Annotated in this window: 12 protein-coding genes; 7 read left to right on the top strand and 5 right to left on the bottom strand. The window is 64.3% G+C overall.

Going from position 1 to position 12,513, the window contains the following annotated elements:
• The first annotated feature begins 47 nt into the window (after positions 1-47).
• Together HMP06_RS04330 and HMP06_RS04325 are read left to right on the top strand one after the other, a co-directional pair.
• Positions 48-965, top strand: a complete 918-nt coding sequence (locus HMP06_RS04330; protein ID WP_176495998.1) for a haloalkane dehalogenase — start codon at positions 48-50, stop codon at positions 963-965.
• The gene (locus tag HMP06_RS04325; protein WP_176495997.1) at positions 962-1,378 is read left to right on the top strand and encodes a DUF1330 domain-containing protein; all 417 of its coding nucleotides are present in this window, start codon (positions 962-964) and stop codon (positions 1,376-1,378) included. Before HMP06_RS04330 ends, HMP06_RS04325 begins: the two co-directional genes overlap by 4 nt.
• Before the next feature lie 11 nt (positions 1,379-1,389).
• Here HMP06_RS04325 and HMP06_RS04320 read toward each other — a convergent pair whose 3' ends face one another.
• Both HMP06_RS04320 and HMP06_RS04315 read right to left on the bottom strand, forming a co-directional pair.
• Positions 1,390-1,764 (bottom strand): hypothetical protein, encoded by a 375-nt coding sequence (locus HMP06_RS04320; protein ID WP_176495996.1) that lies wholly within the window; start codon positions 1,762-1,764, stop codon positions 1,390-1,392.
• 112 nt (positions 1,765-1,876) lie between these two features.
• Entirely contained in the window at positions 1,877-2,962 is a 1,086-nt protein-coding gene (locus HMP06_RS04315; protein ID WP_176495995.1) for an MBL fold metallo-hydrolase, read from the bottom strand.
• A gap of 116 nt (positions 2,963-3,078) precedes the next feature.
• Here HMP06_RS04315 and HMP06_RS04310 point away from each other — a divergent pair, with 116 nt between their 5' ends.
• The 3 genes from HMP06_RS04310 to HMP06_RS04300 are packed head-to-tail and all read left to right on the top strand — an operon-like array spanning position 3,079 to position 5,740.
• Positions 3,079-3,477, top strand: coding sequence for a hypothetical protein (locus HMP06_RS04310; RefSeq protein ID WP_176495994.1), 399 nt, complete (start codon positions 3,079-3,081; stop codon positions 3,475-3,477).
• Entirely contained in the window at positions 3,474-5,165 is a 1,692-nt protein-coding gene (locus tag HMP06_RS04305) for a sulfatase-like hydrolase/transferase (protein WP_176495993.1), read from the top strand. Before HMP06_RS04310 ends, HMP06_RS04305 begins: the two co-directional genes overlap by 4 nt.
• A gap of 8 nt (positions 5,166-5,173) precedes the next feature.
• Positions 5,174-5,740 (top strand): TetR/AcrR family transcriptional regulator, encoded by a 567-nt coding sequence (locus HMP06_RS04300; protein ID WP_176495992.1) that lies wholly within the window; start codon positions 5,174-5,176, stop codon positions 5,738-5,740.
• A 13-nt stretch (positions 5,741-5,753) separates the two neighbouring features.
• Here HMP06_RS04300 and HMP06_RS04295 read toward each other — a convergent pair whose 3' ends face one another.
• Positions 5,754-7,574, bottom strand: coding sequence for a DUF885 domain-containing protein (locus HMP06_RS04295; protein ID WP_176495991.1), 1,821 nt, complete (start codon positions 7,572-7,574; stop codon positions 5,754-5,756).
• 126 nt (positions 7,575-7,700) lie between these two features.
• On the opposite strand from HMP06_RS04295, the gene HMP06_RS04290 reads away from it, so the two are divergent.
• Positions 7,701-8,684: a polysaccharide deacetylase family protein gene (locus HMP06_RS04290; protein ID WP_176495990.1), complete on the top strand. Its 984-nt coding sequence runs from the start codon at positions 7,701-7,703 to the stop codon at positions 8,682-8,684.
• Positions 8,685-8,733: 49 nt separating this feature from the next.
• Positions 8,734-9,396 (top strand): hypothetical protein, encoded by a 663-nt coding sequence (locus HMP06_RS04285; protein WP_176495989.1) that lies wholly within the window; start codon positions 8,734-8,736, stop codon positions 9,394-9,396.
• A 109-nt stretch (positions 9,397-9,505) separates the two neighbouring features.
• On the opposite strand, the gene HMP06_RS04280 is transcribed toward HMP06_RS04285, so the two are convergent.
• Positions 9,506-9,778, bottom strand: a complete 273-nt coding sequence (locus HMP06_RS04280; protein ID WP_133191967.1) for an HU family DNA-binding protein — start codon at positions 9,776-9,778, stop codon at positions 9,506-9,508.
• Positions 9,779-9,916: 138 nt separating this feature from the next.
• Positions 9,917-12,346 carry an endopeptidase La gene (gene lon, locus HMP06_RS04275; RefSeq protein ID WP_176495988.1) on the bottom strand — a complete coding sequence of 810 codons (2,430 nt, stop codon included), beginning with the start codon at positions 12,344-12,346 and terminating at the stop codon, positions 9,917-9,919.
• Positions 12,347-12,513 lie beyond the last annotated feature (167 nt).

Genomic DNA, 12,513 nt, shown 5'->3' with positions numbered 1-12,513 from the left:
TTTGGCACTGTCGGTGCCAATATAACGGTGGTGAGGGAGAGCGTGCGATGGAGGTTTTGAGAACACCGGAGGATCGCTTTGACAATCTCCCCGATTACCCGTTCGCTCCGCAGTATCTGACGGTCACCGACGCGGACGGTACCGATCTGCGGATTCATTATGTCGATGAGGGTCCACGCGATGCCGCGCCGATCCTGCTGCTGCACGGCGAACCGAGTTGGTCGTACCTGTACCGCAAGTTCGTGCCCGATCTGGTCGCGCGCGGGCACCGGGTGATCGCGCCCGATCTGGTCGGCTTCGGCAAATCGGACAAGCCCGCCGCGCGCAGCGATTATACCTATGAGCGCCACGTCGCCTGGATGAGCGCGTGGCTGACCGCGCTCGACCTGAGCGAGATCACCCTCTTCTGCCAGGATTGGGGTGGGTTGATCGGGCTGCGGCTGGCTGCGGCGTTCCCGGAGCGTTTCGCGCGGCTGGTGGTGGCGAATACCGGGCTGCCGACGGGCAGCGGCTCCTCGGAGGGGTTCGACGCGTGGCTAGCGTTCAGCCAGAACGTGCCGCAATTCCCGGTCGGCTTCATCGTCAATGGCGGCACCGGGCGCGACCTGTCGCCCGAGGAGATCGCCGCTTATGACGCGCCTTTCCCCGATGAGACGTACAAGGAAGGCGCGCGCGAATTCCCCAAGCTGGTGCCGATCACGCCCGAGCATCCCTCGGTCGCGGAAAACCAGGCGGCGTGGAAGGTGCTCGAGCAATTCCACAAGCCGGTGCTGACCGCGTTCAGCGACCAGGATGCGGTCACCAAGGGCGGCGAAAAGGTGTTCATCGAGCGCATTCCCGGTGCCAAAGGCGAGCCGCACACGATCATCGCGGGCGGCGGGCATTTCCTGCAAGAAGACGCGCCAGTCCAGATCTGCGCGCTGATCGATACGTTCATCCGCTCCAGCCAAGGCCATCCCGCATGAACGTCACCAACGCGGTTTTCCCGGGCCCCGAACAGATTGCCGCCTTCTTCACCGGTGAAGAGGACGGACCGTTCGTCATGGTCAATCTCCTGCGCTTCAAGCCGCACGCCGAATATGCCGATGGCAGCGACAGCGATCTGACCGGTCGCGAAGCCTATGCCCGCTATGGTGCGGCAGTACAGGCGTGCCTCGCATCGGTCGGGGGCAAATCGGTGTTCGCCGGCGCCGTCACCGAGTTGATGCTCGGGCAGATGGACGAACCGTGGGACATGGTCGCCCTTGCGCAATATCCCAGCCGTGCCGCGATGATGACGATGGTGCAGTCGCCCGAATATCAGGCGATCGAGAAGCACCGCGTGGCGGGTCTCGAAGGGCAGTTGAACATCCGCACCAAACCGCTCTCGACCGGCTGAGCCGCGCGCAGTCAGGGTTGCGGTGCGGGGGCGGCGAGCCAAGCCTTCGCCTGGTCGACCGCGCGGAACACACGAAGCCGCGGGTGGACCAGCGTGCGTTCGGCTTGCAATTTATTGAGCTGACTGCCGACGACGACCGCCGAACGCCCTGCGGTGAAGGCGAAGCCCGCCGCCATCACGTTCGTCATCAGATCGGCAACTTCGTTCGACTGGACCGGAAACTCGAGCGATTCGACGAGCACGTCAAAGGCCCGCCCTGCGTCCTGCAAAGCGCGCGCCTGCTGCATCAGCGCGCCGCTGAATGCGGGTACCATGTCCCGCGTCCAGAACCCCTTTACCTGAATCGTCAGGATGTTGGTCCCAGCATCATAATCCAAACGGAACATTCGACGGCCCATCCCCACCGGGCCCTTGCGCAACGCGGCACCGTGTCGCGCCTCTAAAAGCGAACCCGGCGGCGCTGCGCAAGTGTTTTGGCACGCCGCGTGCCACGCAGGGTCAATTCACCGGCAGGCGCGCAAAGTCGATCGTGCGGCTTCCAGCCGGCAGACTGAAAAGCATCCCGTCCTCGCCCACCGTGATCGGCCCGTCGTAGAACTTCCGCGCGCTGCCCAGGAAAGCGGGGTACGCGATGCGCGAGGGCACCGGCGGCAGGATGTGGGTGAAGAGCAAATGCTTTACCCCCGCCGCCTGCGCCTCCTGCGCGGCGACCTCGGGCGATGTGTGATAGGTCAGGATATCGCGCGTGATCTGCGCCGTGCCCGGCTGGTGGCGCGCGACCAGCGCGGCGGTCATGCGCTTGACGAGCGCAGGTTGCAGCCCTTCGTGGACCAGCAGATCGGCGCCCTTCGCGTTGGCGACCAGCGCCGCGCTGGCCGCGGTATCGCCGCTGATCACCGCCGATCGGCCCTTGTAATCAAAGCGATAGCCGACCGCTGGTTCGACCGGGCCATGTTCGACGCTGAAGGCGGTGACGCGCAGACCGCCGCCGCGATACACTTCCACCGCACCGAGTGATCCGCGCACCGGCGGCGTGAAGCTGACGGCCTTGCCGCCTGCGCCAGATGGTGGCGCGATTTTTGTGCCGTGATGCTCGGTACGATAACCGTTGTCGGTAGCATAAGCCGCGTCAAACCCGGCGACGATCCGCTCGACCCCCACCCCGCCGTAGATCGGCAGCGGCTTGGTCGCCCCCGCCCCCGTCCAGCGCAGCAGCATCATCGGGCCGAGGCCATCGATGTGATCCGAATGAAAGTGCGTCAGGAAGACACCTTCGATCCGCCCGTTGGGGATGCCCATCAGCGCGATGTGCTTTGCCGCGCCCTCGCCCGAATCGACGACGAAGATATGCTTGCCCGCAATCACCACGGTGCACGCCCCCGCGCGCCCCGGATCGGGCAAGGGCGCGCCCGTTCCGCAAAGAGCGACGTGCAATCCATCGGGCAGATCCGCAGTCGTATCCACGCCAGCGCGCTCGTGAAACACGGCACCGAGCAGCGCGGCGCCGATTTCCCCCCAGAACAGCGCCGCGCCGACGACCAAGGCGGCCACGGCCGCGGTCGTGAGGATTCCGGCAGTACGCATCGTTTCTCCCCCTCGTGAAAACAGACTGCCCGTTTAATGTGGCATAATCAATGCCGAAAGATTGCGCTCTGTCCGAACGGTGCTAGTCTGCGGCAAAATAGCGGAGGGGATGCGCAATGCGGAACGTGGGGCGGAACGTGGTGCGGGGGCTCGTCGGGCTGACGGCAGTGTTCAATATCGTGCTCGGAATCGCCTTTCTGGTTGATCCAGCACAGATGGGCCTCGCCTTCTTCATCACCGCGTTCGGCACCCAAGGGCTGGCGACGATGCGCGCCGATTTCACCGCCTTCTTCCTGACCGGCGGGATCTTTGCGCTGGTCGCCGCGTGGCGGGCGTGGCGCACGCCGCTGCTGGTTCCGCTTTGCCTGCTAAGCATCGCCATCACTGGCCGCGCGATCAGCCTGGTCGCCGATGGCGCGCCGGGCAAGGCCTTCCCGCCAATGGTGATCGAGGCGGTGATGATCGCGGTCATCGCGCTCGGCTGGCTCAGCTTCTCGCGGGAGAATGGGCGGTGAAGCGCTGGGTCAAGGTGACGCTCGCCTCGGTCGCAGCACTGGCGGTCGCGGGCTATGCCGCGAAGGGCTATATTTTCCTGCATCTGCCGGGCTGGATCGCCCCGCATGTCGAGGACAACCATCCCGTCACGTGGCAGCAGGGTCCTGCCGCAGCCGCCCTGCCCGCCGATCAGCGCCCGCCCAACATCGTGCTGATCGTCGCCGACGACCTTGGCTATAACGACATCAGCTTCAACGGCGGCGGCGTCGCGGGGGGGCTGGTCAAGACGCCGAATATCGATGCGCTGGGGCATCAGGGTGCGTCCTTCGCCAATGGCTATGCCGGCAATGCGACCTGCGCGCCGAGCCGCGCGGCGTTGATGACCGGGCGCTATGCAACGCGCTTCGGCTATGAATTCACCCCCGCCGACGTTCATCCCCCTGCCTGGTTCCCCTCGAGCATCATCCGCACCGACGCGGCGTTTTCGCGCACGATCGCCAGCTTTCCGACGACGTGGGAGCATAAGACGATCTTTGACGAGGATGCCGCCCGCCTCCCGCCAGTGCACGACAAGGGGATGCCCGCGAGCGAGATCACCATCGCCGACATGCTCCGCGGTCGAGGGTATCACACGATGCACCTCGGCAAGTGGCACCTTGGCGACACCAAGGGGATGCGGCCCGAACAGCACGGCTTCGACGAAAGCCTGGGCTTCATGATCGGCGGGCAGAAATATCTGCTCGACGACAGTCCGGACGTCGTCAATTCGGTGCAGGATTTCGACCCGATCGACAAATTTCTGTGGGCCAATCTGCCGTTCAGCGTGCAATACAACGGCAGCAAGCCGTTCCGGCCCGATCGCTACATGACCGATTATCTAACGACGCAGGCGCAGGCCACGATCGTCGCCAACCGCAACCGCCCGTTCTTCCTGTATCTCGCTTATAACGCGCCGCACACGCCGCTACAGGCGGCCAAGGCCGATTATGACGCCTTGCCGCAGATCACCGACCACCGCACGCGGGTCTATGGCGCAATGATCCGCGCGCTCGACCGCGGGGTCGGACGCGTGATGGCGACGCTCAAGGCACAAGGGTTGGACAAGAACACGCTGGTCATTTTCACCAGCGACAATGGCGGCGCGCATTACGTCGGCCTGCCCGACATCAACAAACCGTACCGCGGGTGGAAGGCGACGTTCTTCGAAGGTGGCGTCAAGGTGCCGTTCTTCATGCGCTGGCCCGCGCAGATCAAGGCGGGCACGGCGATTCAGGGGCCGGTCAGCCATTTCGACATTTTCGCCACCGCTGGCGGCAGCGCGGGTGCCACGCTGCCGCATGACCGGCCGATCGACGGCGTCAATCTGCTCCCGTTCGTGCAGGGCAAGGCTGTGGGCACGCCGCACAACACGTTGTTCTGGCGCAGCGGTCGCTACAAGGTCGTGCGCGATGGCGACTGGAAGCTGCAAGCGCTCGACATGCCGCACGTCAAGCTCCTCTACGACCTGAAAGCCGACCCGACCGAACGGCGCGATGTCGCAGCGGCGCATCCCGATGTCGTTGCCCGCCTGACGCAGCTGCTCGCCGCGCACGACCGCGACAGCGTCAAACCGGCCTGGCCCTCGCTCATTCGTTCGCCGATTGCTATCGATCGTCCGCTCGGCACCAAACCGAAGGCTGGCGAGACGTATATCTATTGGTCGAATTAGGGATATCGATGAATGAAACCGACGGGCGCCGCAAACGCGCCCAGACCAGCCGCGACCGGATCGTGGCGGCGATGCTCGCTTTGGTCGAGGAAGGCCATATCACGCCCAGCGCAGAGCTGGTGGCAGGCCGTGCGGCGGTCGGCCTGCGGACCGTGTTCCGGCATTTTGCCGATATGGAGACGCTCTATACGGCTATGACGACCGAATTGACGCACCACTACGTGCACGGCCTGCGACCCTTTTCCGCCATGGATTGGCGCGGGCAGTTGCGCGAAATCGCCGAGCGCCGGATCACGACCTACGAAGCGCTGCTACCGTTTAAACGGGCTGCCGACGCCCATCGCCATTCGTCGCGCGCAATTCAGGAAGAACACGATCGCATGCTCGCGCTGATGCGGGCGCGCCTCGTGTCGATCCTGCCGCAGGAGAAGCTGTCGCAGACCCGCCAGGTCGAGACGATCGACCTACTGCTCAGCTTCGACGTGTGGCAACGCTTGCGCGGCGACCAGAAACTCTCGGCGGATCAGTCGCGCGCGATCATCCTCGCTGAGATCGACCAGCTGTCGCGCGACTGAAAGGGCGCGGCATCTATCCGCGTGCGCCCCTGATGTAGCGCGTGACATTCTCCCCAAGCACGTCGAGCGGGACGTTGCCGCCGTCGACCACCGCTTGGTTGAAGTCGCGCAGATCGAAACGCGCACCGAGCGCTGCCTTGGCGCGATCACGCTGTGCGACGATTTCGGTCTGGCCCAATTTATAGCCGCACGCCTGCCCCGGCCAGGCGCAATAGCGATCGATCTCGCTCGCCGCATTGGACAGCGGCAGACCGGTCGCGGCGATGAATTCGGCCAGCGCGCGCTCGCGCGTCCAGCCCATCGCATGAATCCCGGTATCGACCACCAGCCGCACCGCGCGCCACGACAGTCCCATCAGATACCCCAGCCGCCCCGCCGGATCACCGTCATACAGGCCGAGTTCGTCGGCAAGTTGCTCGGCATAGAGCGCCCACCCTTCCGAATAGGCATTGAAGGCAAGGATCGATCTAATCAGCGGCAATTGCTGCGCATATTCACCTTGCCAGACATGGCCCGGTATCCCCTCATGAAACACCAGGTCGGGGATCGTCACCTTATTGTGGATCGACGGATCGCCGAGATTGACCCAGACCCGCCCCGGGATCGACCCGTCGAGCGAGCCCGGACCGCCATAGGCCGCCGGAGCACCCGGCTCCTGCGCCAGCGGCATCCGGCGAATTTCGAGCTTTCCGGCGGTGGTGCGGCGAAACGCATCGGCCAGACGCGGGCGAATCGCATCGATCTTGCCTTGCATGTACGCGACGATCTGACGCCGTCCGTCATCGTTGTTCGCGAAGACCATCTCGGGACGACGCTGCAAGGCCGTCGCGCGCTCGGCGATCGAACCTTGCGTCAGCCCGAAGCCCTTGAGAATCACGTCCATCCGCGCGTGGAGGTCGACCAGTTGCGCGATGCCGAGCGCGTGGATCTCCGCCGGCGTGCGCCGCGTGGTGGTGCTGGCGCGCAGGCCCCAGGCGTACCATTCTGCCCCATGCGGCCGCGCACGCAGGCCAGCCGCATCCGTCGCCACCTCACGTTGCGCGCGTAGCTCGGCCACTTGCCGCTCCAACGCCGGGATCACCGACCCGCGCACGATCTTGATCGCGCGATCAACCCACGGCCCTGCGATCGCTTGCGCTTTGCGCGCCAGCGGGGCGATGAGCGGGCCATCGGTGCGCGCCGCTTCGCTGATCGTGCGCGTGACGCCCGCAATCGTCTTGTCGAGCAGGAACGACGGCGGCACCAGCCCCTGCCCGCGCGCGATCCGCCCGCGCCCCGTCTCGCCATCGAGTTGCACCGCCATCGCCGACAAGCGCGCGAGATACGCCTCGGCATCGGCGGCGTTGCCCAACGGCTGATCCCCGTCGAGCAATTGCGGGACGTCAAGCCACGCGCCGACATTCTGCACCACCGTATAGGGCGTGTTACGCCAATTCCCGATCGTCGCGACGCCGTAGGGCAGCTTCATGCCGTCAAGCGCGGTGCGGAACGCGCTTTCGGTAACGGCGAGGCTGGTTAGCGTGGCGGCATCCAGCCCGCCGCGCGACACGCGCCCCAGTGCGACCAGGGCATCGCTCAGAAAAACCCGCGTCTTCGCCACGCCCGCCGCCGAGCGATCATCCAGCCGCGCGCGCAGACCCGCGTAACGCCCGGTATCGACCCCAAGCCGAGTCGCCTCGGCCGGTTGGAGCGTCAGCAATTGCCATGCGAGGCGATCCAGCAGTGCTGCGGCGGTCTGCGGTGCGGCAAAAGCACGCTCCGGGGCGGTGGCGAGCGCCGCGCTGGCGGCGAGCCCGGCAAGCGCGGTGCGGCGATTTGGGGAGAAGCTGTCCATGCCGCCATCGATACCGCGCTGATCGGCCAGGTCAAACGCGCGCTGCGCGTTTCGGAATGCTGCCGTTACGTCGATTTTAACCTGCGCGTGCGATGTGCGATGCTCCTATGGCAGGCCACCGCTCTCATGACTGACGTTCTCGTCACCGTCGATACCGAGCTATCCGCCGGGCTGCACCAGCGTGGCGTCGTGGCCGGGTGCAATGTCGAAAATTCTATTAGTGGGATCGTCAGCGCGGGCACGTACGGCATCGGCTGGCAGATGGACCGGCTGGAGGAGCATGGCCTGAAAGGCGTGTTCTTCGTCGATCCGCTGCCCGCGCTCGTCTATGGCAAGGCGATCGTGGCGGACATCGTCGGGCCGATCCTCAAGCGTCGCCATGAAGTGCAGCTTCATGCCCATACCGAGTGGCTCGCTTGGGCCAAGGCATCCCCGGTCGGCGACCGACGCGGTCAGAACATCGGCGACTTCGAGCTGGCGGACCAGATCGCGCTGCTGAAATGCGCGCGCGATCTGCTCGAGGACGCCCATGTCCCCCGCCCGATCGCCTTTCGCGCGGGCAATTACGGTGCCGACGACCGGACCCTCATCGCGCTTTCCCATCTGGGCATTTCGTGGGACAGCAGCTTCAACGCTGCCTATCTGGGCGCCCCTTGCCGGATCGCCCTGACCCAGGACGACCATGCTCCTGTGCGACGGCACGGCGTCATCGAAATGCCCGTGTCGGGGATTTTCGATCGCGCTGGCATGGTTCGTCCCGCGCAGGTCTGCGCGCTGTCGCGCTGGGAGATGACCGACGCATTGCGCCACGCTGGGCGGATGGGCGAACCAGCTTTCGTCATCGTCACACACAGTTTCGAAATGCTGTCGCGCGATCGACGTCGGCCAAATCGGGCGGTCATGGCGCGCTTCATCGCAATGTGCCGCGAGATCGCCGACAATCCCGATCTGCGCAGCGCCGGCTTCGCCGACCTTGATCCCTCGATCGCCTCGCCTTTGCGCGCGCGATCGCCCCGCCTGGCTCCGAATTCAGTCCGTACGATCAGCCGTATCGTGCAACAGGCGGCCGGAACACTGCGCTACGAACGCCACTGGTTGCCATCCCGATGAGCGCGGCTAATGCTGGCTGCGTCCATTCCAAATGCGAGGCGATCGGCCGGTGACATCCCCCATCGCGACGTTGACCGACCTCACGAAGCGTCTCGTCCGCCATGTCGTGCGGGATTATCGGCTCAATTGGGTCCTGGCGTCGAGCGGCGCGGAACCCTTGCCGCCCTTGCCCGCCGCGCTCAATTTTATGCCGTTGGACGAGGCAAGCCTGCAAACCATCGCGGCCACCGCTGACATACAATTTCGCAAGTCGGTCGGCTATGACCGGATCGGCGCGACCGGCTATTTGCTGTCGAAGCAAGGCGAACCACTGAGCGCCGCGCATTTCGTCGATCTCACGCGCTATGAAAATGCGGCGATCTGGCCGCTTGGTACGGACGAGGTGGCCTTGCTCAACATCGTAACCCAGGATGCCGCGCAGGGGCTAGGTTATGCCCCAATCCTCATCGCGCACGCGACGGCGGCAATGCTCTCGCCGCGGTACCGACGGGCGATTGCCTTCATCTGGTGGAACCACCGCGCGTCGCTCCGCGCGTTCAAGCGTGCCGGCTGGCACCGCGTCGGCTTCTCGGTCGGGATCGTTGGAAAGGGCGGCACCGAACGACACCTCCACATACCGGTGCCCCGCTTTGGCACGCATCAGCTGCGCGTTGCGAACTCTGCACCCGAACCGCCCGACACGGGCGGGGCGCACATATCAGAGCGCCAGTAAGGCGCTTCGCATACCGCTTTTAGAAGCTCCCCCACCCTCGGCGAGGAGCCCGACGCCGCACGCATCGCGGTATCTGCGCTCCCCAGCCGAATGGGTCAGATCCTTTGGATCAGTTGACCGAGTCCTTAAGGCCCTTGCCGGCCTTGAACTTGGGCTGCGACGATGCCTTGATCGTCATCGGTTCGCCCGTGCGCGGATTACGGCCGGTCGAGGCCTTGCGCTTGCTCACCGAAAAGGTGCCGAAGCCGACCAGACGCACTTCATCGCCCTTCTTCAATGCCGCCGAGACCGCCTCGAAAACGGCTTCAACGGCCTTGCTTGCATCGCCTTTAGTCAGGCCCGACGTGTCCGCCACTGTTGCAATCAATTCTTGTTTGTTCATCGCCACTAACCCCCCGTTACGGATAGATAAATGATTCTCGGTCCAACGCCGGTCGCGCAATAAGGCCGCTCACGCCGGGGCTGTCAAAGCAAAAGCGCAGGCCCCGGCGCGTTTTTAACGCATCTCGGGGCCAAAACATCAATGATGGAGTTCGCCGCCGATCGCCGGAACGCCCGCCGGAGGCTGCGCTGCCAGATCATCCGCTTCGGTCCAATCGATCGCTTCAAGCGGCCCGGTAAGAGCTAGTCGCAAAACTTCATCAACATGGGCAACCGGAATAATCTTCAATCCGTTCAGAATGTTGGCCGGAATGTCCGCCAGATCTTTCTCATTTTCCTGCGGAATCAGGACCGTCGTGATACCACCACGCAACGCGGCAAGCAGCTTCTCCTTCAGCCCGCCGATCGGCAAAACGCGACCACGGAGCGTCACTTCGCCCGTCATCGCAATATCGCGACGCACCGGAACCCCGGTCAACGTCGAGACAATCGCAGTCACGATCCCGATGCCAGCCGACGGCCCGTCCTTGGGGACCGCGCCTTCGGGCAGATGGATATGGATGTCCTTGCGCGCGAAGATGCTCGGCTTGATCCCGTACGACGGTGACCGCGCCTTGATGAAGCTGAACGCCGTCTCGATCGATTCCTTCATGACGTCGCCGAGCTTGCCGGTGATCTTCGCCTGTCCACGCCCAGGCACAGTGACGCTTTCGATCGTCAGCAATTCGCCGCCGACCTCGGTCCATGCCAACCCGGTGACCGCGCCGATCTGGTTCTCTTCTTCGCCAAGTCCGTGGCGATATTTCTTTACCCCGGCGAATTCGGAAAGATTGTCGGGCGTCACGGTAACGCTCTTGGTCTTGCCCTCGAGAATCTGGCGCAGCGCTTTCCGCGCGAGTTTAGCGATCTCACGCTCGAGCGTGCGGACACCCGCCTCGCGCGTGTAATATTGGATCAGCGCGCGCAGGCCTTCAGTCGTGAGCGCGAACTCTCCGTCCTTGAGGCCATGGGCTTCGATCTGTTTGGCAATCAAGTGCCGCTCGGCGATCTCGACCTTCTCGTCCTCGGTATACCCTTCGAGCCGGATGATCTCCATCCGGTCGAGCAACGCCTGCGGCAGATTCAACGTGTTGGCCGTCGTCACGAACATGATGTCGGACAGGTCGACATCGATCTCGAGATAATGGTCCTGGAACTTGCCGTTCTGTTCCGGATCGAGCACCTCAAGCAGCGCCGACGCCGGATCGCCACGGAAATCCTGACCGAGCTTGTCGATCTCGTCGAGCAGGAACAGCGGATTGCTGGTGCCCGCCTTTTTGAGGTTGGTGACGATCTTACCCGGCAGCGAGCCGATATAGGTACGGCGATGACCGCGGATCTCGGCTTCATCGCGCACGCCGCCGAGCGACTGGCGAATGAACTCGCGGCCCGTCGCCTTGGCGATCGACTTGCCGAGGCTGGTCTTGCCGACGCCGGGAGGGCCGACGAGGCACAGGATCGGGCCCTTCAATTTGTTGGTGCGCGCCTGCACCGCGAGATATTCGATGATCCGGTCCTTGACCTTCTCGAGCGCATAATGGTCCTCGTCGAGTACCGCTTGCGCCGCCGAAATATCCTTGCGGATCTTCGACTTCTTGCCCCACGGCAGCCCCAGCAGCACGTCGAGATAATTGCGCACGACGGTCGCCTCGGCGCTCATCGGTGCCATCGTCTTGAGCTTCTTGAGTTCTGCGGTCGCCTTGGTGCGCGCCTCCTTCGACAGCTTCATCGTGGCGATTTTCTGGGTCAGCTCGGCGATCTCGTCGCCTTCGCCCTCGTCGCCCTCATTGCCGAGCTCGCGCTGGATCGCCTTCAACTGCTCGTTGAGGTAATATTCGCGCTGGGTCTTCTCCATCTGACGCTTCACGCGCGACTTGATCTTCTTCTCGACCTGCAGAACGCCCAGCTCGCCCTCCATGAAGGCATAGACCATTTCCAGCCGCTTGGCGGCATCGCGCTCGATCAACAGTGCTTGCTTGTCGCTCACCTTGACCTGGATGTTGGCGGCGACCGCATCGGCCAGCTTCGAGGGATCCTCGATCTCACCCAGCTGCACCGCGGTTTCGGCCGGCAGCTTGCGGTTGAGCTTTGCATAGTTCTCGAACTGATCGATCACCGAGCGCATCAGCGCGGAGACTTCGGTGCTGGCGGCCTCAAGCGTTTCCGCCCCAGCCTCCCCTTCGAGCATCTCGACCTCGGCCGACAGATAGCCATCGACCGCGACCAGCCCGGTCAGCGACGCGCGGCGCTTGCCCTCGACCAGCACACGCACCGTGCCATCGGGCAGCTTCAGCAATTGCAGCACCACCGCGGTGACGCCGACTTCGTACAGATCGTCGCGATCCGGGTCGTCCTCGGCCGGATCGAGCTGCGCGACCAGGAAAATCTCCTTGTCGGCGGCCATTGCGGCCTCCAGGGCAGCGACCGACTTGTCGCGGCCGACGAACAGCGGCACGATCATGGCAGGGAAAACGACGATGTCGCGCAGCGGCAGAACGGGATACGACGGGGTGGAAGAGACTTGGGTCATGCAAACTCCGGGGCGGCGCGAAACACGCGCCTCTGATCCCTTATATGGGGGGGATTGCCATTCCATCAATCGCCGAACGATTTTGGCAGCGACGATTGCCTGCGTCGCTTGGCCGGCGGGCGCGCAGACGCGTTCCGGTGCCGTCGCGCGCGCTCTGGCAGCAGCGG

This window comes from Sphingomonas sp. HMP6, assembly GCF_013374095.1.
In the GTDB taxonomy this organism is placed as follows: Bacteria; Pseudomonadota; Alphaproteobacteria; order Sphingomonadales; family Sphingomonadaceae; genus Sphingomonas.
This window is presented reverse-complemented; position numbering and strand designations above follow the sequence as displayed.